This is a genomic window from Ruegeria sp. YTSC192, assembly GCF_059609705.1.
The window spans coordinates 267,378-291,186 of record NZ_JBXWMG010000005.1 but is presented as its reverse complement, the minus strand read 5'-3'; the positions used below and the strand labels follow the sequence as shown (position 1 = coordinate 291,186).

Annotated in this window: 24 protein-coding genes; 9 read left to right on the top strand and 15 right to left on the bottom strand. The window is 59.0% G+C overall.

Annotation, left to right across the window (positions count from 1 at the left end; all coding sequences use genetic code 11):
* Nucleotides 1-3: 3 nt before the first annotated feature.
* The 7 genes from AC2FD8_RS10065 to AC2FD8_RS10035 form a co-directional block, all read right to left on the bottom strand.
* Complete coding sequence (locus AC2FD8_RS10065) at nucleotides 4-315, bottom strand: DMT family transporter (protein WP_496855770.1); 312 nt, start codon at nucleotides 313-315, stop codon at nucleotides 4-6.
* Between the two features lie 258 nt (nucleotides 316-573).
* A complete protein-coding gene (locus tag AC2FD8_RS10060) occupies nucleotides 574-1,950 on the bottom strand; it encodes a TRAP transporter large permease (RefSeq protein ID WP_496855769.1) in 1,377 nt (458 codons plus the stop codon).
* On the bottom strand, nucleotides 1,950-2,627 hold the full coding sequence (locus AC2FD8_RS10055; RefSeq protein WP_496855768.1) for a TRAP transporter small permease: 678 nt from the start codon (nucleotides 2,625-2,627) through the stop codon (nucleotides 1,950-1,952). Before AC2FD8_RS10055 ends, AC2FD8_RS10060 begins: the two co-directional genes overlap by 1 nt.
* Before the next feature lie 114 nt (nucleotides 2,628-2,741).
* Nucleotides 2,742-3,743 (bottom strand): DctP family TRAP transporter solute-binding subunit, encoded by a 1,002-nt coding sequence (locus tag AC2FD8_RS10050; RefSeq protein ID WP_496855767.1) that lies wholly within the window; start codon nucleotides 3,741-3,743, stop codon nucleotides 2,742-2,744.
* 355 nt (nucleotides 3,744-4,098) lie between these two features.
* Nucleotides 4,099-5,328: a sigma-54-dependent transcriptional regulator gene (locus AC2FD8_RS10045; protein ID WP_496855766.1), complete on the bottom strand. Its 1,230-nt coding sequence runs from the start codon at nucleotides 5,326-5,328 to the stop codon at nucleotides 4,099-4,101.
* On the bottom strand, nucleotides 5,325-7,058 hold the full coding sequence (locus AC2FD8_RS10040; protein ID WP_496855765.1) for a sensor histidine kinase: 1,734 nt from the start codon (nucleotides 7,056-7,058) through the stop codon (nucleotides 5,325-5,327). Before AC2FD8_RS10040 ends, AC2FD8_RS10045 begins: the two co-directional genes overlap by 4 nt.
* Nucleotides 7,059-7,324: 266 nt before the next feature.
* Complete coding sequence (locus AC2FD8_RS10035; protein WP_496855764.1) at nucleotides 7,325-7,804, bottom strand: Lrp/AsnC family transcriptional regulator; 480 nt, start codon at nucleotides 7,802-7,804, stop codon at nucleotides 7,325-7,327.
* Nucleotides 7,805-7,945: 141 nt separating this feature from the next.
* Here AC2FD8_RS10035 and cobA point away from each other — a divergent pair, with 141 nt between their 5' ends.
* The 7 genes from cobA (at nucleotide 7,946) to infC (ending at nucleotide 13,586) form a co-directional block, all read left to right on the top strand.
* A complete protein-coding gene (gene cobA, locus AC2FD8_RS10030) occupies nucleotides 7,946-8,722 on the top strand; it encodes a uroporphyrinogen-III C-methyltransferase (protein WP_496855763.1) in 777 nt (258 codons plus the stop codon).
* On the top strand, nucleotides 8,722-9,036 hold the full coding sequence (locus AC2FD8_RS10025; RefSeq protein ID WP_496855762.1) for a DUF2849 domain-containing protein: 315 nt from the start codon (nucleotides 8,722-8,724) through the stop codon (nucleotides 9,034-9,036). Before cobA ends, AC2FD8_RS10025 begins: the two co-directional genes overlap by 1 nt.
* A gap of 65 nt (nucleotides 9,037-9,101) precedes the next feature.
* A complete protein-coding gene (locus AC2FD8_RS10020) occupies nucleotides 9,102-10,766 on the top strand; it encodes a nitrite/sulfite reductase (RefSeq protein WP_496855761.1) in 1,665 nt (554 codons plus the stop codon).
* Nucleotides 10,756-11,517, top strand: coding sequence for a phosphoadenylyl-sulfate reductase (locus AC2FD8_RS10015; protein ID WP_496855760.1), 762 nt, complete (start codon nucleotides 10,756-10,758; stop codon nucleotides 11,515-11,517). The genes AC2FD8_RS10020 and AC2FD8_RS10015 overlap by 11 nt, the downstream gene beginning before the upstream one ends.
* Nucleotides 11,514-11,921 carry a DUF934 domain-containing protein gene (locus AC2FD8_RS10010; protein ID WP_496855759.1) on the top strand — a complete coding sequence of 136 codons (408 nt, stop codon included), beginning with the start codon at nucleotides 11,514-11,516 and terminating at the stop codon, nucleotides 11,919-11,921. Before AC2FD8_RS10015 ends, AC2FD8_RS10010 begins: the two co-directional genes overlap by 4 nt.
* Nucleotides 11,922-12,027: 106 nt before the next feature.
* Nucleotides 12,028-12,879 carry a ferredoxin--NADP reductase gene (locus AC2FD8_RS10005; protein WP_496855758.1) on the top strand — a complete coding sequence of 284 codons (852 nt, stop codon included), beginning with the start codon at nucleotides 12,028-12,030 and terminating at the stop codon, nucleotides 12,877-12,879.
* A 116-nt stretch (nucleotides 12,880-12,995) separates the two neighbouring features.
* Nucleotides 12,996-13,586, top strand: coding sequence for a translation initiation factor IF-3 (gene infC, locus AC2FD8_RS10000; RefSeq protein ID WP_496855787.1), 591 nt, complete (start codon nucleotides 12,996-12,998; stop codon nucleotides 13,584-13,586).
* 55 nt (nucleotides 13,587-13,641) lie between these two features.
* Here the strand turns inward: infC and AC2FD8_RS09995 are convergent, their stop codons facing one another.
* The 3 genes from AC2FD8_RS09995 to AC2FD8_RS09985 form a co-directional block, all read right to left on the bottom strand.
* Entirely contained in the window at nucleotides 13,642-14,031 is a 390-nt protein-coding gene (locus AC2FD8_RS09995; protein WP_496855757.1) for a hypothetical protein, read from the bottom strand.
* 72 nt (nucleotides 14,032-14,103) lie between these two features.
* Nucleotides 14,104-15,420 (bottom strand): aspartate aminotransferase family protein, encoded by a 1,317-nt coding sequence (locus tag AC2FD8_RS09990; RefSeq protein WP_496855756.1) that lies wholly within the window; start codon nucleotides 15,418-15,420, stop codon nucleotides 14,104-14,106.
* The gene (locus AC2FD8_RS09985; RefSeq protein ID WP_496855755.1) at nucleotides 15,417-16,169 is read right to left on the bottom strand and encodes a beta-keto acid cleavage family enzyme; all 753 of its coding nucleotides are present in this window, start codon (nucleotides 16,167-16,169) and stop codon (nucleotides 15,417-15,419) included. Before AC2FD8_RS09985 ends, AC2FD8_RS09990 begins: the two co-directional genes overlap by 4 nt.
* A gap of 89 nt (nucleotides 16,170-16,258) precedes the next feature.
* Here AC2FD8_RS09985 and AC2FD8_RS09980 point away from each other — a divergent pair, with 89 nt between their 5' ends.
* Entirely contained in the window at nucleotides 16,259-17,158 is a 900-nt protein-coding gene (locus AC2FD8_RS09980; protein WP_496855754.1) for a MurR/RpiR family transcriptional regulator, read from the top strand.
* 50 nt (nucleotides 17,159-17,208) lie between these two features.
* Here AC2FD8_RS09980 and AC2FD8_RS09975 read toward each other — a convergent pair whose 3' ends face one another.
* The 5 genes from AC2FD8_RS09975 to AC2FD8_RS09955 form a co-directional block, all read right to left on the bottom strand.
* Nucleotides 17,209-18,000, bottom strand: coding sequence for an FAD binding domain-containing protein (locus tag AC2FD8_RS09975; RefSeq protein ID WP_496855753.1), 792 nt, complete (start codon nucleotides 17,998-18,000; stop codon nucleotides 17,209-17,211).
* Between the two features lie 94 nt (nucleotides 18,001-18,094).
* Nucleotides 18,095-20,455 (bottom strand): xanthine dehydrogenase family protein molybdopterin-binding subunit, encoded by a 2,361-nt coding sequence (locus tag AC2FD8_RS09970; protein WP_496855752.1) that lies wholly within the window; start codon nucleotides 20,453-20,455, stop codon nucleotides 18,095-18,097.
* A gap of 25 nt (nucleotides 20,456-20,480) precedes the next feature.
* Nucleotides 20,481-20,966, bottom strand: a complete 486-nt coding sequence (locus tag AC2FD8_RS09965; protein ID WP_496855751.1) for a (2Fe-2S)-binding protein — start codon at nucleotides 20,964-20,966, stop codon at nucleotides 20,481-20,483.
* 148 nt (nucleotides 20,967-21,114) lie between these two features.
* Nucleotides 21,115-22,116: a molybdopterin-binding protein gene (locus tag AC2FD8_RS09960; protein WP_496855750.1), complete on the bottom strand. Its 1,002-nt coding sequence runs from the start codon at nucleotides 22,114-22,116 to the stop codon at nucleotides 21,115-21,117.
* A complete protein-coding gene (locus AC2FD8_RS09955) occupies nucleotides 22,113-23,081 on the bottom strand; it encodes an XdhC family protein (RefSeq protein ID WP_496855749.1) in 969 nt (322 codons plus the stop codon). The genes AC2FD8_RS09960 and AC2FD8_RS09955 overlap by 4 nt, the downstream gene beginning before the upstream one ends.
* A 225-nt stretch (nucleotides 23,082-23,306) precedes the next feature.
* On the opposite strand from AC2FD8_RS09955, the gene AC2FD8_RS09950 reads away from it, so the two are divergent.
* On the top strand, nucleotides 23,307-23,807 hold the full coding sequence (locus AC2FD8_RS09950) for a hypothetical protein (RefSeq protein ID WP_496855748.1): 501 nt from the start codon (nucleotides 23,307-23,309) through the stop codon (nucleotides 23,805-23,807).
* Nucleotides 23,808-23,809: the final 2 nt, after the last annotated feature.

Below are 23,809 nucleotides of genomic sequence, written 5' to 3'. Positions count from 1 at the left end.
GCATCAGGCCAGTTTCATCGTGATCAAGCCCGCGACAATCAGAACCGCTGCGCAAATGCGCGTGGCGGTCACGGCCTCGCCCAGAAACAGGATGCCAACCATAAACGCGCCCACCGCGCCTATGCCGGTCCAGATCACATAAGCCGTTCCCAAAGGCAGGGTCCGCATCGCAAGCGCTAGCAACGCGAAGGACCCGATCATTGACACGCCCATCACAGCCGTCGGCCAAAGCCGTGTGAAACCAGCCGACTGCTTCATGGCAACGGCCCAGATAATCTCCAACAGGCCGGCAAATAAAAGAAAAATCCAGGACATCGAGGACCCCTTTCGGATTTTCGGGTCGTCCCGAATGATCGCCCTTTGTGGGGAGGTCGTCCTCTGACGCTTTAGGTAAGTACTCTGCACCCGTATTCAAGGCACGAAAAAACCGGGCGAGAAAACGCGCCCGGTTCGCTCTCGTTAGCCACCCCTATAGCGTTTCGGGTTAATCTTGTGACACGAATACCCTGTCACGCTTTCAGCGTTCTCGGGACATTCGTGTCACTTGGCGATTCAGGTAAAACCCGAAACGCTTTAGTTCGTTATGATTTCCGGCCCCATGAAGGTGTTGGGCAGGAAGGTCGATATCCACGGGATATACGTCACCATGATCAGGAAGACGAACAGCACGGCCAGGAACGGCAGCGCGGCCTTCACAACGCCCATCATCGGCATACCGGCAACGCCCGAGGTCACGAACAGGTTCAGCCCGACCGGAGGTGTGATCATCCCGATCTCCATGTTGACCACCATGATAATGCCCAGATGGATCGGATCGATACCCAGCTCGATCGCGATCGGGAACACCAGAGGCGCCACGATCACCAGCAGACCCGATGGTTCCATGAACTGACCACCGATCAGCAGGATCACGTTCACCACGATCAGGAAGGTCACCGGACCCAGCCCGGCCGACAGCATGGCGCTGGCGATATGTTGCGGCACTTGCTCATCCGTAAGCACATGCTTGAGGATCAGCGCGTTGGCGATCACGAACAACAGCGTAACGGTCAGCTTGCCAGCCTCGAACAGCGTGTGCTTGGTATCAGGGTGGAAGAAAGCCGTGAGCAACGCATAGGGCTTTTTAAGCAGCGACAGGTTCTGCGTGCCTTCCTCGGTGCTGAGAGGCCCCATATCCTTGTAGACAAAGCTCGCGATAAAGAAGGCATAGACAGCAGCCACCGCAGCAGCCTCGGTCGGGGTAAAGATGCCCCCGTAGATACCACCGAGGATGATCACGATCAGGAACAGGCCCCAACCTGCTTCGCGGGCCGAGGTAAATATCTCACCCCACCCTTTCCAGTCACCTTTCGGCAGGTTCTTGACCTTGGCCATCACATAGATCGTCACCATCAGCATCAAACCGGCCATCAGGCCCGGAATGACCCCGGCAAGGAACATGCGCCCGACCGAAACCTCAACGGCGGCTGCATAGACGACCATCACGATGGACGGCGGGATCAGGATACCCAGCGTACCAGCGTTACAGATCACCCCAGCGGCGAATTCCTTGGAATAACCCACCTGCCGCATCCCGGCGATAACGATCGAGCCGATGGCCACAACCGTCGCAGGGGAAGACCCCGAAAGTGCCGCGAAGAGCATACAGGCAAACACGCCCGCAATCGCCAGACCACCCGGAAGGTGCCCCACACAGGCAATCGAGAACCGGATGATCCGCCGCGCGACCCCTCCGGTCGTCATGAAGGACGATGCGAGGATGAAGAACGGGATCGCCAGCAGGGTGAAGTGCCCCTCGAACGCCTCAAACAGCGTGCCTGCAACCGAAGCCAGTGAGCTGTCTGAGTAAATCAGCAGGAACAGGGTCGAGCTGAGGCCAAGTGCCACCGCAATCGGAACTCCGATCAGCAGCAGGCCGATGACCATGGAAAATAGAAGTACAACGTCCATCAGTCATGCTCTCCTTGCTGCGCACGAACCTCTTCGATCTCGTCCTCAACCTCGTGGCTGGCGACCAGACGGTCCGCCTCACCTCGCCAGATCTGCACCGCGACCTGCGCAAAGCGGATCACCAGCAGCAACATCGACAGTGGCAGGACGAAATAGGGAACAACTTTGGGCAGCTTTTCGTAATATTCGCCGTAGTTGATCATATCCTCGAGAAAGCGCAGCGGCGCGATCATCGGAATATCATCAACTTCGTAAAAGCTCTGACTGCGCGCGTCAAAGTTCAGACCCGTGGGAAACCAGCGGCCTGAGGTTGGCGGCAGATCCGCGAAGACAGCCCAATAGTCATACGACCCCTTCAGCAACAGCAGCGAAAACGCAAGACAACAAGCCACCGAGATCAGCGCCAGAATCCGACGCGGCGCAGGGGCCAGCATGTTCAGGATTGCATCAACGCCGAGATGGGCGTGTTTCTTGACGGCATAAGATGCGCCCAAAAGCACAAGCCATCCAAACAGGAAGACCGTCAGCTCAAGCGCCCACAGGATATTCGAGTTGAAGAAGAACCGCGCGATCACGTTGGCAAAAGTTACGACCGTCATCAGGCCAAGTAGCGCCGCGATCAGGGTTTCTTCGATATGGTCGACCAGCCCAGCCGGGCCGGATTTCGCACCAGACATCTATCTGTCCCCACATTTTTTGTGATGATGAGAGTGTTGGGGCGGGCCTATTTCGGCCCGCCCGGCCTGCGCGCAGATTACTCCCCAGTCCCCAGCGCGCATCCTGAACCGGGATCAGAACCCGGCGTTGATCGCCTGAGCGGCGTCGATCTTGTCCTGACCTACGTCATCCGCGAACTGGTCCCAAACCGGTTTCATCGTGTCGACCCAGGTCTGACGCTGTTCGGGCGTCAGCTGACGAATGATACCACCCGCATCGGTGATCGAGGCCTTGGCGGCTTCGTTCACGGCAAAGGCTTCCTTGTTACGTGTCTCGGTGACCTCAGCCAGGATGGTCAGGAACTGATCACGCACTTCGGGGTCGAGGCTGTCCAGCCAGTCCACCGAGGTCACGACCAGATAGTCGATGATGCCATGGTTGGTCTCGGTGATGCCGTCCTGCACCTCGAAGAACTTCTTGCCATAGATGTTCGACCAGGTGTTCTCTTGCCCGTCGACAACGCCCTGTTGCAGCGCGCCATAGACTTCCGAAAACGCCATCTTCTGCGGGCTGCCACCAATCGCTTCCATCTGCGCAACCAACACGTCCGAGGACTGCACACGGAACTTCAGACCATCAGCATCAGCCGGGGTTTCCAGCGGCTTGTTCGCCGACATCTGCTTCATGCCATTGTGCCAGAACGCCAGCCCCTGCAGACCGCGGCGCTGCATGCTGTCCTTCATTGCCTGACCTTCATCCGAAGCCTGGAAGGCATCCACTGCGTCAATGTTCTTGAACATGAACGGCAGGTCAAACAGGCGGAACTGCTTGGTGAACTTTTCGAATTTGGACAGCGACGGTGCCGCCAGTTGCACATCACCCTGAAGCATCGCCTCAAGAACCTTGTCATCATTGTAGAGCGTCGAGTTCGGATAGACTTCTACACACATGACACCCTGCATCTCGTCATTGACGCGCTGTTCCAGCAGCGAGGCAGCGATGCCTTTGGGGTGCTTGTCGGTGTTCGTCACATGCGCGAACTTCACAACGATCTCACCGTCGTCACACGCCGCCATGCCCGCCGTTGCCGTTACCGTCAAAGCCAGCGCTGTGGCTGCTGTTGTCAGGAATTTCATCTGTTTTCCTCCCAGACTTCCTCGAAATGTCTCATCGGTCCCATCTCGGCACCGTATGGACGGCAGTGAACCGACTGCTTCACGGTGAAACAACAGTTTGTAATAGGCCTTGTGATGTCAGGATTTTTTTCCTTAAAACAGTGCATTACAACCTAACTCTAAAACACGTAATTAGGCCACCATCGCACATGTGCGAAAACCCGCACATCCCTCGACCCCATCGTGCGGAATCTCGCACAGTATTCCGAATCACCCCCGAATCGATCAGACACCATCCGCAGTCCGCCTTGGCGGACTGCCACGCCCAACAGCTTTAACCGCATGCAAATGCGGGCAAAGCTGGCGGGAGGGGCCCCTATCGCCGATAATCCTCGGGCCGAATCTGATAGCGCGCCAGTTTGTCGTAAAACGTCTTGCGCGGAAGCTTCAGCGCCTTCGCAGCATCCGAAGCCTTGCCGTTGTGCCGCCCCAAAGCAGCGATGAGCAACGAACGTTCCACCCGTGCCATCTGCTCGTTCAAACCCAGATCCGTCGCCTCTGAAACCTCCTCGGGCATGCCCAAAACAAATCGCATGGCCGACGACATCAAAGACCGCGCATTGCCCGGCCAATCACTGGCCATCAATGCCGCAAGATGCTCGGGTGACACGTCCGGTTCAGCGATCCCCGCCTGCTCGGCGGCCTGGGCGACATAGTGACGAAAAAGCGTCGGAATATCCTCGGTGCGCTCCGCCAGAGATGGAATGCGCACGCGCATCACATCCAGACGGTAGTAAAGATCGGCATTGAATCGGCCCTCAGCAGAGATCGCAGACAGGTCCGAAGTCGTGCCCGCAATGATCCGCGCGCCTGCGCCGCGCTCAATCACATCCAGAGCTTCATACTGAGTAGCCTGCGGCATCGCGGATATCTCATCCAGAAACAGAGACCCACCCTTGGCATCTTCACAGGCCCGGGTGAATTCCTGAACGCCCAACCCGGCCGCCGCGCGTTTGACGAACGGTCCCTGTCCAACGGGCGACATAAGATGTACAACCTCGGCAACTTTGGAAATCCCGCTCCCCGCCGGGCCCGTGACCAGTACCTCGGCCCCGGTCGGAGCGACACTGCGCACGCGTTCACGCAAGGCCTCGGCCTGTGGGGAAAGCCCAAACAAAAGCCGCGCCGCCGGGTCTCCGCGCTCCAGTTCGGATTTCAGCGCGCGCTGTTGGATGATATGCGTGCGCGCATCAAACGCCTTGTCCAGAACCGCCAAAAGATCCGCCGCAGCACAGGGTTTCTCCAGAAAGTCGAACGCCCCCTGCCCCATGGCCTGAACCGCCATCGGAATGTCGCCCTCACCCGTCAGTAAAACCACTGGCAAGTCAGGATCGATCGCTTGCGTATAGCTGAGCAGATGAAACCCGTCCCGCCCCGGCATCCGGATATCCGATAGGATGACCCCTGGAAAATCCGCTCGAATGTGATCTTTGGCCGCCACGAAGGACCCGGCCGCGACAGGCTGATAGTCAGCCAGTTCGAGGGTCTGCGCCAGCGCCTCGCGCACCGCAGCGTCGTCATCCACCACCAAAACGACCCGCGTCATGCTGCCTGTTCCTTCTCACAGGGCTCAAGTTCAACCGTGAACTCTGCCCCCTCTTCCGTGTTGTTTCCACAGATATTGCCACCGAAGCTCTGGACCAGACCATATGAGATCGAAAGCCCTAGTCCCATCCCTTCGGAAGAGCCTACAGCCTTGGTCGAATAAAACGGCTCGAACAGCTTTTCCGTGTTCTCGATCCCCGGCCCGATGTCTCGCACTGTGACCGACAACCTTTCGCCGGGATGAATAACGATCTGAATGCGGCGCTCTGCCTGCTGGCTCATCGCGTCAGCCGCGTTGTTGATCAGATTTACGAATACCTGCACCAACCGGACCTCGCCACCCCAGGCAAAGACAGGATGTTCAGGCGCAGACCAGTCCAGAGAGACGCTTTCAGAACGCAGCCGAGCTTCGGTCAACTCGACAGCAGCGTTCAGAACCTGCACCAGATCCACACGGCCCATCGGTTCGCTTTCGTTGCGGGCAAATGCGCGCAGGTTCTTGATAATCCGCGCCATCCGCGCCGCCATCTGGGAAATGCGACCCAGATTTTCCGCGGCCTTCTCGGATTTCCCCCGCTCCATGAAGGCCGAGCCATTGTCGGCAAACTGTTGAATTGCCATCAAAGGCTGGTTCAATTCATGACTGATTCCGGCGGACATCTGCCCTAGGGCGCTCAGCTTACCGGCCTGAACAAGATCGGCCTGCGCGCGTTTCAGGGCGGCTTCGGCCTCTTGCCTCTCGGCGATTTCACGGCGCAGCGCGGCGTTCGCTATTGTCAAATCCTTGGTGCGTTTCGCAACACGACTTTCCAGTACCGAGTTTGCCTGCGCCAGAGTCCGCCGCCGCTCGGTCGCAAGAAACAGCAACGCGCCGAAAGCCAAACAGATGGCTGCAACTGTCGCGGCCTGCAAACCTGCCAATCGCCGGGCCGGAGCGACATCCATCAACACCTCGCCGGTCATTCCGATCACCGGTAGTTCCTTGACAAGATGCAAAGCCCGACGCGGCAGATACGGACCCCAATCCAGCGTCCAGAGCTCATACGGGCCCAAGCGCCGCGCCTGAAAAGAGACGGCCTGACCGGTCGGAGGTGTCAAGCCAATCTCTACGCCCACACGTTGCCACATTAGCAACTCTAGCCGGTTCGAAATAAAGACCACACCGGAATGATCGACAAAATACACCGCTTCAGTGCTGCCGCGCCAAGTTTGCTCGATGTCCTCTACGTCGGCAATCACAATCAATGCCCCGGTCACCGCCCCACTCGCATCAAAATCCGGGGCGGCGTAGGTGAATATCCGGCTACCAGCGCCTTGAAGGATACCATGCGCGCTTCCCAGCGCACCTTGCATGGCACGCCTGAAGGCCGGGCTTTCTTCGACCGAGCCCGCAACTCCTTCATGAGCAGACGCCAGAACTGCCCCGGACCGATCAGCATAAAGAACATCAACCGCCGCAGTTTTATCTGCGACCTCCAACAGCAAAGCCTGCGCAGCGGCCCGTCGGGAGGGCGAATTCAGATCCTCAAGCACCGGGTGGCTGGCCATCAGCACAGCCAGCTCCTGATAGACCTGCAATTGCGTGGTCAACCGATCCGCCGCCAGTTCCAAGTCCGCCTCGGCCTTTTCGCTAAGCTGAAACACGGCCTGCCGGTAACCATAGAACCACACGGCCGAAGACGAAACTCCGACCATCAACAGAAATCCGGCAATAACCCAAATGCGTTGCATGTCCTAAGGTCTTGCATTGGCCGCGTCTCATGGCAAGTCCGCACAACTTCCAGATCGTTTCCTACCAGATTTCATCTCGCCGCATATACGACACAAATCAGCGTACCGACCCCCGAAAGACTCAGGAAAATCGCGCAGAGGCGCGATGCCTCCGGCGGAGGTATTTTGGGCCAGATGAAGCATGGGATCCTTCATTCATCTGGCTAAAAATATCTCGGGGGAGTCGCCCCTCAAGGGGCGGCGGGGGCGGCGCCCCCAACCTTGTGTCAGCCATCCACCAAAGCGTTAAGAGGCAGCATGGTGGTCGATTTGATCTCTTCCATCGATAAAAGAGCAGTCACGTTGTGTACACGTACCTCCGAGATCAGCTGTTGGTAAAACTGATCGTAGGCGCGCGCATTCTTAACCCTGACTTTCAGGATATAGTCGATGTCTCCTGCCAGCCGATGGGCCTCCTGCACTTCCGGTTGGTCACGCAGGGCCTTCAGGAACTTGTGCTGCCATTCGGCCTCATGCTCGGAAGTTCGGATCAAAACAAAGAACGTGGCCTCGAAACCCAGCGCCTCGGCATCAAGCAAAACGGTCTGCTGACCGATAATGCCGGCCCCTTTCAACTTGCGGATTCGATTCCATACAGGTGTCTTGGAACTGCCGACCTGCACTGCTATTTCGTCCAAAGATTGGCTGGCATCGCGCTGTAGCTCAGCCAGAATTTTCCGATCTGTGTCGTCTATCCGCACCGACATTCCAATTTTCCTTACGTTTCGAAACCAACGTTCCAATTTCAACAAATGACAGAACGATTGTTCTTATTTGACACGCCATATGGCGTGATACCGGGAATATTTCCTATATATCAAGGCAAGTCAAACCAACTGGAACAGAAGATGACGCAGTCGGAGCCACATAAAAAACCGGGCCACGTCGATTTCGTCGGCGCAGGGCCTGGTGATCCGGATTTGCTCACGCTCAAGGCAGTCAAGGCTTTTGAGCGGGCGGATGTCGTGTTGCATGATCGCCTGATCAGTGCAGAGGTTCTGAAACTGGCGGGGCAATCTGCCATTCTGGTCGACGTTGGCAAAGCTGGCTTCGGCCCGTCATGGAAACAGAAAGACATCGACGCGCTGCTCGTCTTGCATGCTCTCAAGGGCCAACATGTTGTGCGTTTGAAATCCGGCGACCCGACCGTCTTCGGGCGGCTGGATGAAGAGATCGAGGCCGTAGCCGCAGCGGGTGTCTCGTGGCAGATCGTGCCGGGTATCACTGCAGCCTCTGCCGCCGTGGCCGGGATCGGTCAAAGCCTGACGCGTCGTGGTCGCAACTCCTCGGTTCGGTTCCTGACCGGCCACGACATGAAAGGGTTCGCGGATCACGACTGGGCGGCCCTTGCACGCGATGGATCGGTAGCGGCCGTCTATATGGGCAAGAAATCAGCACGCTTCATTCAGGGGCGCCTGATCATGCACGGTGCCGACCGCCAGACCCCTGTAACGCTGATCGAGAATGCCTCACGCCCCGACCAACGCATTCTGGAAACCAATCTGGACCAATTGCCCAAAGACTTGGCTGCCGCCGAGATGGACGGACCAGCCCTCATGTTTTATGGCCTCGCCCCGCGTCAGGCGGCCCTGGCCCTTACAGAATTCAAGAAGGAGCATGCCTGATGGCCCGCACTTTTACCCCCAAAGTCGTCACCGCCAATGATCTTCTCGAAGGTGACGTAATCTATCAGACCGAAGATGACCGCTGGTCGCGTGAACTGTCCGAGGCCGAGCTGATCACCGATGAGGCCCATGCGCAGGTGCGTCTGCTGGACGCCGCGCGTCAGGCGAGCAAAATCGTCGGCGCGTATCTGGCCGATGCCGTGGCTGGCGAATACGGCCCCGAACCCACCCATTTCCGAGAGGAGTTCCGCCGCACCGGACCTTCGAACTATGCCCATGGCAAGCAGGAAACACAGTCGCAGCCCCGGGCCTGACCTCTGGCCCCTATCTCCCCATTTAGGCCCCAAGGTTTCGGGGCTGCATTTAAGGACAGCTACACATGTATCGCTACTCCGAGTTTGACACAGCATTCCTGGCCGAGCGTAACCGTCAGTTCCGCGCACAGGTCGAACGCCGCATCGACGGCTCGCTGACTGAAGATGAGTTCAAGCCGCTGCGCCTGATGAACGGCCTGTATCTGCAGCTGCACGCCTATATGCTGCGGGTTGCCATTCCCTATGGCACGCTGAACAGCGCACAGATGCGCCAGCTGGCCCTGCTGGCCGAAAAGTGGGACAAGGGCTATGGCCATTTCACCACCCGCCAGAACATCCAGTACAACTGGCCGAAACTGAACGACGTGCCGGATATGCTAGACGCGCTGGCCGAGGTTGGCATGCACGCCATCCAGACCTCGGGCAACACCATCCGTAACGTGACCGCCGACCATTTCGCCGGTGCCGCCGCGGATGAGGTCGCCGACCCGCGCCCATATGCCGAGCTGCTGCGCCAGTGGTCGACCGACCACCCGGAATTCCAGTTCATGCCGCGTAAGTTCAAGATCGCCATCACCGGTTCAGAAAACGACCGCGCCGTGATCAAGGCGCACGATATCGGCCTGCAACTGGTCGAGCGTGACGGCGTTCTGGGTGCCCGCGTCATCGTTGGCGGCGGTCTGGGCCGCACCCCGATGATCGGCAAGGAACTGTCAGACTTCGTCGCCTTTGACGACCTGCTGGCCTATCTTGAGGCTACCGTTTCCGTCTGGAACCAGATCGGTCGCCGTGACAACAAATACAAAGCCCGCATTAAGATCACCGTGCACGAGCATGGGATCGACGCCATCCGCGCCAAAGTCAACGAACGCTTCCTGCAGGTTCGCCCGCAATTCAAAGGCGCTGACATGGCTCTGCTGGACGAGATCAAGGGTCATTTTGCGGCTCCTGCCTTCCGCGAAGGTTCGGTTGCGTCCTTTGAATCTGCCTACACCAATGATCCGGTCTTCCGCTCGTGGGTCGACACCAACATTGCGCCGCACAAGAACGCGGACCACGCGATTGTCACGATCTCGATCAAGAAGCACGGTCAGACGCCGGGTGATGCGACCGCAGAACAGATGCGCGTGATGGCCGATCTGGCCGAGCAGTTCGCCTATGATGAACTGCGCATCAGCCATGAGCAGAACGTGATCCTGCCGCATGTTCACAAATCGGACCTGCCCGCGATCCATGCCAAGCTGAAAGAGCACGGACTGGCCACCGCCAATATCGGTCTGATCAGCGATATCATCGCCTGCCCCGGCATGGATTACTGCGCGCTGGCGACGGCCCGCTCGATCCCGGTTGCGCAAGAGATTGCGACCCGGTTCGAGGACCTGAAGCTGGAGCATGACATTGGTCACCTGAAGATCAAGATCTCGGGTTGCATCAACGCCTGTGGTCACCACCATGTGGGCCATATCGGCATTCTGGGCCTGGATCGCGCTGGCGTCGAGAACTATCAGATCACGTTGGGCGGTGACGGCACCGAAACGGCAGCCATCGGCGACCGCACAGGTCCGGGCTTTGCCTATGATGAGATCGTTCCGGCGGTCGAGCGCATCGTCGACACCTATCTGGAACAGCGCGAAAGCGCCGAGGAGACATTCCTGGAAACCTATCGCCGCGTAGGAATGGCGCCGTTCAAGGCGGCCCTCTACCCCGAGGCTCGGGCGAATGCCGCTTGACCTGATTCAGACGGAACTGGGTAAGGACCGCGCTGAACTGACCGAAAAGGTCAGCGCGCTGAATGCCCGGTTCCGCCATCACAGCGCGCATGATGTGATGCACGGCGCCATTGCAGAGATCGACGATCTGGCTTTGGTCTCAAGCTTTGGGGCCGAGTCGGTTGTTCTGTTGCACATGGCTGCCGTTGTCGACCGGATGACGCCGGTTCTGTTTGTTGACACTATGATGTTGTTTGTGGAAACGCTTGAATATCAACAGGAAGTCAGCGAACGCCTTGGCCTGAAAAACATCAGGATCATCCGCGCCGAGGATGAGGATATACAACGCGAAGACCCTTACGGCGCGCTGCGTATGCGGGATACCGATGCGTGCTGTAACCTGCGCAAAACCTTCCCGCTACAACAGGCCCTGACCGGCTATTGCGGGTGGATCACCGGTCGCAAACGGTTTCAGGCGGGCACCCGCGCCGCGCTCGAGTTCTTTGAGGTCGAGGACGGCACCGGCCGGATCAAGGTCAATCCGCTGGCCCATTGGGCGCCCGAGGACGTGCGTACCTATATGGATGAAAACAACCTGCCCCGGCATCCGCTGGTGGCCAAAGGCTATCCCTCGATCGGCTGTGCGCCCTGCACCTCGCCGGTCAAGGAAGGCGAAGACCCCCGCGCCGGGCGTTGGCGCGACCAGAACAAAGAAGAATGCGGCATCCATTTCGTCGATGGCAAAATGGTGCGCGCCGGAGAGAAAACATGAACGTAATTGTATCGGATGAGGGGTTCTCCCCCGATGACTGGACCGACGGCTTTGTCACGCTGGAAGACGCGGCCAATGATGTTGTGGCGCTTGATGTGGCCTCGGACACTGACCCGGATGAGCTGATCGACCGTCTTGGCCAAGCTCAGATGGTGCGGGTGGATTTCCCGTCCTCGGCGGATGGTCGCGGTTTCACCATTGCCCGTGTGCTGCGCCTGAAAGGCTACACGGGCCGTTTGCGCGCCAAGGGGCACATTCTGGCTGATCAATACGCCATGGCCCGGCGCAGTGGCTTTGACGAGGTCGAGATCGACGACGCCCTCGCCACGCGCCAGCCTGAAGATCAGTGGTTGGCCCGCGCCAACTGGGAAGAAAACAACTACCAGGCCCGCCTGCGGGGCTGACCCCGCCATCGCCAGCTTGTGACATCAAAGGGGCGTTTCGCCCCTTTTCCTGACTTGGATCAAAGATTAAACGGAGATGTCGGTCTAGCACACCGACAGTGAAACGATGACAGAGATGAAACCCGTGAGTGAAGCAACCGCCGTAAAGGCCCCCGTTCTGCCGGACGCCCAGACCGTGACCGAGGTCAAGCACTGGACCGACAGCCTGTTCTCGTTCCGGGTGTCGCGCCCTGCGACGCTGCGCTTCCGCTCGGGTGAGTTCGTGATGATTGGTCTGATGGGCGATCCTGATCCGAAAACCGGTCGGCAGAAACCGCTGCTGCGCGCCTATTCGATTGCGTCTCCGTCTTGGGACGAAGAGCTGGAGTTCTACTCGATCAAGGTACAGGACGGCCCGCTGACCTCGAAACTTCAGCACATCCAGCCCGGCGATCAGATCATCCTGCGGCCCAAACCCGTGGGCACACTGGTGCATGACGCCCTGCTGCCCGGCAAACGCCTGTGGTTCTTTGCCACCGGCACCGGCTTTGCCCCTTTCGCTTCGCTGCTACGCGAACCTCAGACCTATGAGGACTATGACGAAGTGATCATCACCCACACCTGCCGCGAAGTGGCTGAGTTGGAATATGGCCGCCAGTTGATCGAAAACATCCGTCAGGATGAAATGCTGGCCGAGCTTATGGGCGAAGGTTTCGGCGACAAGATCCGCTACTACCCGACCACCACTCGGGAAGAGAGCCCGAAGATGGGTCGCATCACCAACCTGCTGAAAGACGGCACCGTGTTTGCCGATCTGGGGATCGAAGGCGGTATCAAGCCGGAAACCGACCGTGCGATGGTCTGCGGTTCACTGGCGTTCAACCTGGACATCAAGGAAATCCTCGAGGAATTCGGCCTGCGCGAAGGTGCGAACTCGGACCCGAAAGAGTTCGTCATCGAAAAAGCATTTGTCGGCTGATCAACCTGTCTGGCCGGGTCCATCGGGTCCCGGCCGGCAGTTTCCCGTGTTCAATCATGGGAAATTCCAGTCTTTGAGCCTTTATGCTGCTTGAAACACTGCGCGCACCCGTCTAAATTCCAACCTCGAAATTCTGCAATCATCAAAGGAATGAACCCATAGCTCGCAGACCCCACAACGCGCCGCCGCAGAGAGACACCGGCCCGCGCGTCAATGACAAGATACGTGCCCCAGAAATCCGCCTGATTGGTGCCGAAGGTGAAAATGTCGGGGTGGTTCATCCTGCCAAAGCCATGCAACTTGCCGCTGATGCCGGCCTTGACCTGGTCGAGATTTCGCCCAATGCGAACCCGCCTGTCTGCAAGATCATGGATTTTGGCAAGTTCAAATACGAACAGCAGAAACGTGAGAGCGAAGCCCGCAAGAAACAAAAGATTATCGAGGTGAAAGAGGTCAAATTCCGACCCAACACCGACACGCATGACTATGACGTCAAGATGCGCAACGTATTCAAGTTTCTGGAAAACGGCGACAAAGTAAAGGTCACTCTGCGCTTTCGTGGTCGTGAAATGGCGCACCAGAACCTGGGTCGCGAATTGCTGGAACGAGTCGCCGAAGACACCAAGGACCTGGGCAAGGTTGAGAACATGCCCAAGATGGAAGGCCGTCAGATGATCATGATGATCGGCCCACTGCCGCAGAAATAATTCGGCCCATCACCGCAATTGTCCAAGCCCCTTCGGCCTCCGAAGGGGCTTTTTTTCATTCCGCTTTCCGACTACGCATCCAATGTGCTGCATCACGCACGTCGAATACCAAAGAAATTGCATCGACAATCAACAGCAGCCACAGGAACCGAATGTAAGCCGGGTTGAGCGTTTCCGCGGCGCTCAGAAGCCCCATCGCTACAATCACCAATGGCACCCAGCACAAGATATGCGGCAGAGCCATCGCCCCGGTCATCCCGCGCGCCGCAATCATGATCGGCAGATTCAGTGCCATGCCGATGATCGCAAGACCGGCAATCAAAAGCCCCTGCGGCTGGTCCAGAAAGAACAGCGGCATCAGGTTGACCGGAACCAAAATCACGGCCACCCAGATTTGAACCCAAAGGTGCAATCCTCGGAAACTCCGCCAAATATCCTGCACCATAGCCGCACCCTTTTTCAGTTCGCGCCAAACCTAGCGAAATCGCGCTGGACGAAAAGAGCCGTCACGGGATTGTCAGATCACGGCGGCGATCGCCCGGCCAAGCTTGGCGACAAGCTCGTCTATCTGCTCGTCTTCGATGATGAAGGGTGGCGCCAGAAGGATGTGATCCCCGGCCTGGCCGTCGCGTGTTCCCGACATCGGGTAGCAGATCAACCCCTCGACCATCGCCGCCTTTTTGATCTTTGCAGCCACCCCCTGCGCCGGATCGAACGGAGTTTTGCTTTCGCGATCCGCGACCAGCTCAATCCCGCGAAACAGGCCCCGTCCCCGGATATCGCCCACATGGGCGTGCTGCCCAAAAGCCACTTCCAGCGCTGATTGAAGTTTACCCCCCATCACTCCGGCCCGCGCGGGCAAGTCTCGGCTGGTCAACTCACGAACCACCGCCAAGGCCGCTGCCGTCGCCACCGGATGGCCGATATAGGTATGACCATGCTGGAAAAAGCCCGAGCCCTGCTGGATCGCGTCATAGATCTTATCCGTGCAGAGCATTGCTCCAATCGGTTGATACCCGGCCCCCAAACCTTTGGCGATGCATAGAATATCCGGTGAGACGACATCGTGGTCGCAAGCAAACAGATGCCCGGTTCGCCCCATCCCACACATCACCTCATCGAGGATCAGCAGAACCCCGTATTGGTCACAAATCTCGCGGATACGTTTAAAATACCCCTCGACTGCGGGGACGGCGCCAAGGGTCGCTCCGACAACCGGTTCCGCCATGAACGCCATGACGGTTTCTGGCCCAAGGCGCAGGATCTCCTGCTCCAGTTCATTCGCGACGCGTTGACCGTAGTCAAAGCTGCTCTCGCCTTCGGGCTTTTCCGCGTATTCATAACACGGCGCAATATGGGTCATCTCGATCAGCATCGGCGCGAATTGCGCCCGCCGCCACGCATTGCCACCAGCAGACAACGCACCCAGCGTATTGCCGTGATAGCTTTGGCGACGCGCGATCACATGGTGACGTTCAGGCTGATTGATCTCCAGGAAATACTGGCGCGCCAGCTTGATTGCCGCCTCAGTCGCTTCCGAGCCGCCGGACACGAAATACACCCGGTCCAGATCGCCCGGAGCATGCTGGATCAGCAGATCGGCCAGTTCTTCTGCCGGTTCCGAGGTCATGAAACCGCTATGGGCAAAGGCAATCTGCTCAACCTGCTGCTGAACAGCTTCTATCACAGAGCGGTTGGAATGCCCCAAACAAGACACTGCCGCATCGCCGCAATCCAGATATCGTTTGCCGTTGGCATCAATCAGGTAACACCCGTCGCCGCCTGCCGCGACGGGTAGCTCGGCCTTTGTGTGGCGTGGAAACACATGGCTCATTCTTGTTCTCCTTTGATCAACGACACGAGTGTTGCAACCGACGCTGCGTTGTTCGGCCAAGTCTGGCCCGAGGAATCCGTCAGGCTGTTTTCAAATCCAACGCGCACATCCCCGCCCTGCCGCGCGGCCTTCAGCAAACAGGCATGCTCCTGTGCCCCAAACGCGCAGAGCATCCACGGCCCCGCATTCTGCGGAAACTGATCCAAATCTTCCGGAGCAGATTCCTGCCCCGTCGCATACCGCCCCAAAACAAACAGACGATCCACCTGCCCGGCCCTCACAACGCCTTCTGCCTGCAATCGCCCCAACAAAGCTGCGTCCTGCGCATCATAGAGGATATGTTGCACCCGCGTCCCCTGATCGTGGCACAGGCCGTAAACCCGATCCGCCATCTCAGCGACCTCGCGCACAGAGATCGACGCCCATTCGGGTCGCACCAACTTCAGGCACTCGAATTGAGCCTCTGCGTTATAGACCCCCGCCGCCTCGGTCGTGATTTGAACCTCCAGACCGGGGATCTGATGGCGCAACTCACCTAGGGCTTCAAGATACAGCCCCGCATCCAAAGAGTGCCACCCCTCGGCATCCCGCACATGCAGATGCAGCCCATCCGCTCCGGCCGCATGGCAGTCACGTGCCGTTTGAAGGGTCTCCTGCAAGCTCACTGGTAGCTGAGGATGATCCGCATGCCCACGCCGCGCCCCATTGGGGGCAACAAGGACATATGGCTTTGTGGCGGTGGACGTCATTAAGATCTCCGTTCTGTATGGGTTCGATCTACGCTCATCCAGATCGTTTTCAATTGGCTATCTTCAAAACATATGTTTTCTTCTATTCCATGACCGATACGCTCAGCCCTCTGATCTCTGCTCTCCGGCAAACAATCGACCAAATGCCTCCGCAACTACAGGCGGCGGCCAAATATGTGATAGACCATCCGGGCGACTTTGGCCTCGACCCGATCCGCACGACCGCGACGAAAATCGGTGTCAGCTCGAATGTTCTTGTCCGCCTCGCCCAGCGGATGGGCTTTGATAGCTACAACGCCTTCCGCAGCCCTTTTCGACATGCCCTCGTCACGGATGGTGAGGGCCGCTTGGATCAGGATTGGTTGAGCGACGAGCGAACTGACGCTTCGTTCGACACCGCTCAGGCAGGGTTTGCACGCAACGAGATGAACGTTGTGTCAAGGTCCCTACGCTTGATGGACCCGGCGAAAGCCAGCGCCGTGATCCAGCTTATTCTAGGCGCAAATCGCTGTTTCATAACGGCAACGCGCGCAAGCTATGCGCTCGCTCACTATTTCCACTATGCTGGCCGCATGGCCCATCCCGGCTTGCAACTGGTCCCGCGCCACATGGGATCCGCAACCGACGATCTTCTGGATGCGGGGCCAGATGACTGCCTGCTGGCCATAACCGTACGCCCCTATTCATCCGAGACGATCCGAACCATGCGCTTCGCGGCGGACCGAGGTCTGAAGATCATCCTGATCTCGGATAGCGACATGATCGCGCCGGGTATTCGCCCGGACCAGAGCCTGCAAATCAGCACGCGGTCGATGCACCACTTCTCCAGTTTTTCCGGAGCTATGGCCGTTCTGGAATGCCTGCTTGGCCACCTCTTTGCAGCTGGCGGAGAAAACGCGCTGCGCCGCGTGGAAGCCTATGAAAAAACGCGCGAAGACACCGGGGCCTATTGGCAACCTGCAAAGCTTCCGAAGGTTAGAAAACCATAGCAAAAGCCCCGGGGTTTTGCCCGGGGCTTTTGGGTTTGTTGTTTCTGCGTTTACGAGCAGTCTTGGACGGCGCGTTTAGTCATGACGCTGACCAGATGGGCGCGGTAGTCTTTGCTGCCATGCAGGTCGGCGATCATGTTCATCGGGTTGACGCTCAGGCCCATCAACGCCTCGGCGCTGAAGGATTTGTTCAAGGCCTCCTCGGCCTCTGCCCACCGGAACACACCGTCTTCGCTGGCGCCGGTCACGGCCACACGGACACCATCCGCAAAGCGCGCCAAGTAGACACCGACCAGGGCAAACCGGGACGCGGGCTGCAGGAACTTCTGATAGCTTGCGGCCTGCGGCACCGGGAACCGGACCGTGGTGATGATCTCACCCTCATCCAGCGCGGTGGCAAACATGCCCTGAAAAAAGTCATCCGCCGCGATCTGCCGCACGTTGGTCACGATGGTCGCGCCCGAACCTAGAACACCCGCCGGATAACAGGCCGCCGGATCATTGTTGGCCACCGACCCGCCGATGGTGCCGCGATTGCGCACCGCCGGATCACCGATCTGACCCGCCAACGCCGCCAGCCCCGGATACGACCCCGCCGCCTCGCGCGCCACCACCGCATGGGTTGTCGCCCCGCCGATGACGACCGATCCGTCATCCTCGACACAGACACCGTGCATCTCGGGAATCCCACCCATGCTGACCAGCACCGAAGGGGCTGCCAGGCGCTGCTTCAGCGTCGGGATCAGCGTCTGACCCCCGCCCAACGGCTGCGCATCCTCGGTCCCTAGCGCGGCAACCGCATCCGCAATGCTCGAGGGCTTCTCAAACTCGAAACTGTACATTTCGTCTTCCTTTCCGAAGAGCGCAGATCCGCTCTTCATCTGGCTATAAATACCTCGGGGGTCCGGGGGCTGGCCCCCGGTCCACCCTCTCAACTCAGCTGTTCATCGCCGCCCAGACGCGCGACGGGCTCACCGGCATGTCGATGTGATCCACCGCCTTGCCGCCCGAGTTCATCGCATCCAGAACCGCATTGACCACAGCCGGCGGAGAGCCAATCGCCCCGGCCTCACCGCAGCCCTTCACACCCAACGGGTTATGCGTACAGGGCGTCTGGCTGGAATGATCAACACTGTAAAAGGGCACGTCATCGGCACGCGGCATGGCGTAATCCATGAAGGACGCGCTCAGCAGCTGGCCATTCTCGTCATAGGCGCAGTTCTCCAGCAGCGCCTGGCCGATACCCTGACCAATACCGCCATGGACCTGGCCATCCACGATCATAGGGTTGACGATGTTGCCAAAGTCATCCGCTGCCGTGAAGGCTTCGATGCTGACCTGACCGGTTTCCGGGTCGACCTCGACCTCGCAGGCATAAGCGCCCGAGGGGAAGGTGAAGTTGGCCGGATCATAGAACGCGGTCTCTTCCAGCCCCGGTTCGACCTCCAGCGGGTAGTTATGCGGCACGTACGCCGTCAGGGTCACATCGCCCCAGGCCACCGACTTGTCGGTGCCCGCCACGCTGAACTGACCGTCCTTCAGCTCGATATCCGCCTCGGAGGCCTCGAGCAGGTGGGCCGCGATCTTCTTGGCCTTGTCGATCACCTTCTCGGTGGCATTCACCATGGCCGAACCACAGACCGCCAGCGAGCGCGAGCCATAGGTGCCCATGCCGAACGGGATCTTCGAGGTGTCGCCATGCACGATCTCGATCATCGATTCATCAATGCCGATCATGTCAGCCACAACCTGCGGAAAGGCGGTCTCATGCCCCTGCCCATGGCTATGCGCGCCAACCATGACACTGATCGAGCCGGTGGCATTCACCCGCACGGTCGCCGCGTCATAAAGACCCGCCCGGGCCCCCAGCATGCCAACGATGTTCGAAGGCGCAATGCCGCAGGCCTCGATATAGCAGTTGATGCCCAGACCCCGCAGCTTGCCTTTGGCCTCGCTTTCCGCACGGCGGGCGGCAAAGCCTGCCAGATCGGCGGCGGCCTCAAGCTTGTCCATGGTCCCGTTGTAATCCCCGGTGTCATAGGTCAGCGCCACCGGCGTGTCATAGGGGAACTGGGTGACAAAGTTCTGACGGCGCAGGGCGATCGGATCGACCCCCAGCTCGCGTGCGGCCTTGTCCACAACGCGCTCCAGCTGATAGGTCGCCTCGGGCCGACCAGCACCGCGATAGGCATCCACAGGCACCGTATTGGTGAACATCGCCTTAACATTCACCTGAATGACCGGCGTCTTGTAGTTGCCTGCCATCAACGTGCCGTGCAGCCATGTAGGCACGGAACTGGAGAAGGTCGACAGATACGCCCCCAGATTGGCAAAGGTATTGGTGCGCAACCCGATGAAGTTATTGTCTGCATCCAGCGCCAGTTCGATTTTGCTGACATGATCGCGGCCATGGGCGTCCGACATGAACGCCTCGGACCGGCTCGAGGTCCACTTCACAGGCCGGTTGCAGGCCTTGGCGGCGAAGGTACAGAACGCCTCTTCCGCATAGTGGAAAATCTTGGTGCCAAAACCGCCGCCTACATCCGGGGCCACCACGCGGACCTTATGCTCGGGCAGGCCAAGCACGAAGGCGCACATCAGAAGCCGGATCACATGCGGGTTCTGCGACGTGGTAAAGAGCGTGTACTCATCCGTGCCGCGCTTATACTCACCCACCGCCACGCGTGGCTCCATCGGGTTGGCCACCAGGCGGTTGTTGACCAGATCCAGCGTGGTCACATGGGCCGCATTGGCGAAGACCTCGTTGACCTTTGCATCGTCGGTCTCGCCCAGCTGCCAGTCATAGCAGATGTTGTTCTTCAGATCGTCATGGACCAGCGTCGCGCCATCTTGCGCGGCGGCCTTCATGTCGACCACAGCGGGCAGTTCCTCGATGTCCAGATCAATCGCCTCGGCCGCATCACGCGCCTGTTCCAGGCTGTCGGCCACAATGGCGGCAATCGGGTCGCCCACATGGCGCACCTTGCCCTGGGCCAGAATGGGATGCGCTGGTTCCTGCATGGGCGCGCCGTGCTTGTCGGTCACCTCCCAGCCGCAGGGGATGCCGCCCACGCCTTCGAAATCCTTGCCGGTGAACACCTTGACCACGCCCGGCATGGCCTCGGCCGCCGAGGTATCAAGGCTGGTGATCCGGCCATGCGCGATGTCCGAACGCAGGAAATGAACATAGGCCTGTCCGGCCACGTTGATGTCGTCGGTGTAATTGCCTGCTCCGGTCAGAAAGCGCACGTCCTCACGCCGCTTGGAACTGGCTCCGATGCCACTGTCTTTGGGCATTGCTTGTTCTCCTCCCTCGGGCCGCTTATTCGGCGGCGATGCTGCTGACGTCCTGACCCGAAGCGGCCATGATCGCCTTGACGATGTTGTGATAGCCCGTGCAGCGGCACAGGTTGCCTTCCAGATACTTGCGGATCTCGGCCTCGGACGGGCGTGGATTGTCCTTCAGCAAGGCCGCCGCGCTCATCACCATGCCCGGCGTGCAGAAACCGCACTGAAGCCCGTGGTGATCCTGAAACGCCTGTTGAAGGGTATTGAGCGTCCCATCTTCAGCCGCCTGCCCCTCGATCGTGTCGACCTCGGCCCCGTCGGCTTCAACAGCCAGCATGTTGCAGGACTTCACGGCCTCACCGTTCACATGCACCACACAGGCCCCGCATTGCGCCGTATCGCAGCCAACATGCGTCCCCGTCAAACTCAAGTGATCCCGTAAAAAACCGGACAATAATGTCCGGCCCTCAACGTCACCGCTCACGGACATACCATTCACATTCAGCGATATTTTTGGCATAAGACCTCCCCTTCTTTGGCTCATTCGCTTGAGGCGAGTTAAACACGGGTGGTCTTGCTTGAGAACAAAAATCTGTCGCTATTTGACGCCAATGAGACGGAAACCGCCAAGGACACAAACCCGTTTGCGCCCCAGCGAGGCTCTTGACCTACTTCTTGCGTTGCGCGCGGGGTTGCGGTCGGGTCGGGATTTCCTTGAGCAGACCGCCCACGCCCATCGCCGCAATATCGGCACCTGTAGTCTCGACCCCGCAGGCCACGCGCGACAAAACCCAATCGGCCCCGTTCAAAGCCGGAGAGCGCGCGCATCCCGGCAGACCGATCACGGGACGTTCGTTCAGCGCCCCCAGAAACAGCAAATTGCCCGGATCTACCGGCATGCCAAACCGATCAACGTCCCCGCCGGCTGCGCGCACCGCGGACGGTGCCACATCGTTCACATCCGACGTCGCCGAGGCCGTCAGGATCATCAGCACATCGCCTTCGGCACGATCAATAGCCAAGGCAAGTTGATCGGTCTTATGTGGAACGATCTGTACATCGCACAGGTCCATTCCCAACGCTTCGACACGCCCGCGCATGGCCGCGATGCCTTTCTCGTTGGGCGGCCCTCCGGCGATATCTGTCACGATCAAACCCGCGCTGCGATAGACTGGCACGACAAGACGGACCGAGGCTTGTGCTAAGGCGGCCGCGCGTTCGACATCGGCCTTGGGGACCGCATAAGAGATCACCTTGATCGTTGCGACCATGCCGCCCGCGCTCATTTGCTGATGCTGCGGGACCGTTGCGACGGTGATCATGGGATTGATGCGGTTGAACTGCTCAAGCGCGGCCACATCCAGCACCACCACGCCCGGACCTTCGGCCAGAAGGTTGACGCGACCGGTAAACGCCTCGGTCAGGCGCAGATTGGCGTCCGTAGGATCAGGGACCAGAGCGCGGGCCAGCATCTCGGCGGCTTCGTCTTCATGACAATCGCCGGGTTCCAGACGGGCGACGATGACCTCGTCAAAGCCCGCGCTGGACAATTGCGAGACATGTTGGGCGGTCAGCATAAGCCCCTTGCGCAGCTTTTGGTCCGCCACTTTGACGGAATGCGCGAGAATGGCTCCGACAGATTCGGTCACAGGCACAGGGCCGAATTTCATGCCTTACCTCGCAGAACGGCGGTCATTTGCGCCAGAATGGCCACGGCTATTTCGGAAGGGCCTGCGGCACCGATATCAAGGCCGACCGGCCCGTGAATGCGCGCGATCTGAGCTTGGGTAAACCCCGCCTCGGTCATTCGCTCGACCCTTTTGGCATGGGTGCGGGTCGACCCAAGGGCGCCAATGTAGAACACATCCGCATCCAGCGCGGCCTGCAGGGCCGGATCGTCCAGCTTTGGATCGTGGGTCAACAGGACTATGGCCGTGCGCTGATCCAGACCCAGTTTAGCAACAGCCTCATCCGGCCAATCGGTCAACAGGGTCTCTCCGGGGAACCGGCTGTCGGACGCAAATGCCTCACGCGGGTCGATGATGGCCGGGTCATAGCCCGCAATCCGCGCCATCGGCACCAAGGCCTGGGCGATGTGAACCGCACCGACGATGATCAACCGCAACGGCGGGTTGTGAACGGCGACGAAGGTCTTGTCGTCTTCCTCGAACCCGGACCGGTCCATACGCAACCGATCCGCATAAGCATTGCGGCGCAAGGCCCTGTGACCACTGTCTATATTCACTTCATAGGCCAGTGGTTCGCGGCGTGCACGGGCGGCGACCAGTTCGGCCAGCATCGGCTCAGGCAGGACAGAGCCTACCGGCTCGACCAACACACGGATCGTGCCGCCGCAGGCCAGACCGACGGCAAAGGCGTCTTCGTCGCTGACACCGAATTCAAGCAGGCGCGCCTCGCCCTCATCAATTGCTTCAATGGCTTCGACGATCACCGCACCTTCGACACAACCGCCTGAGACCGACCCTTCAATCCGCCCGTCCCCACCTATCACCAGTTGAGACCCCACACGGCGCGGTGCGCTGCCCCAGGTTTCGACAACAGTGGCCAGCGCGGCACCGCGACCGCTGCGGTGCCATTCCAAAGCGCGTTCCGGGCTGCTGTCGAATCGATCCATCGAATCCTCCTAGCTTGTTGCAAACCAACATAGGCAGCCTTGGGCCAATGAAAAGCGAACGTTCGTCGGAGACGGCAGTCAATTCGCGTTTATCTGGGCGATAAAAGGCCGATTTGATATTCACATTCTCAAAGGATTGATTGCGAATACCCCACGTCCTAAGTTGAAACTGCGCCTGAATTCAGACTGGGCGCTCTCACTAAATTTTTCAACGGAGACGAAGAGTTGAAACGCATTCTTACACTGGGAACGGCGCTCGGCCTGTTGGCCTCGACCGCTGCATGGGCTGAAACATTCGAACGCTACGGTGAGGTTGAAGGCTGGAAAGTCTTCATCGACAACGAAAAGAAATCCTGCCTGATTGAGGCCGTGGATGACGCGGAAAACGTTGTTCAGATGGGCCTGACCGAGGATCGTGGTGTGGGCTACGTTGGTGTGTTCACCAAGGCGGAAACCGACATCAAGCGCGGCGAGAAAGAAGCCGTGGCGATTTTGCTGGGTGAAAACCTGTATGTGGGTGAGGCCACGGGCATGAAGGGCAACATTACCAAGGGTTATTCCGGTGGCTATGTCCTGTCCGACGACCCACAATTTGCGGATGATCTGGCCAAGAAACAAGTCATGATCGTCTTTCCCGAAAAGGAATTTGCATTCACCGTCGATCTGACAGGCACTTACAAGGCCATGGAAATGGCGCGTGAGTGCAACGAAAAGCAGCTGGGCTGAAC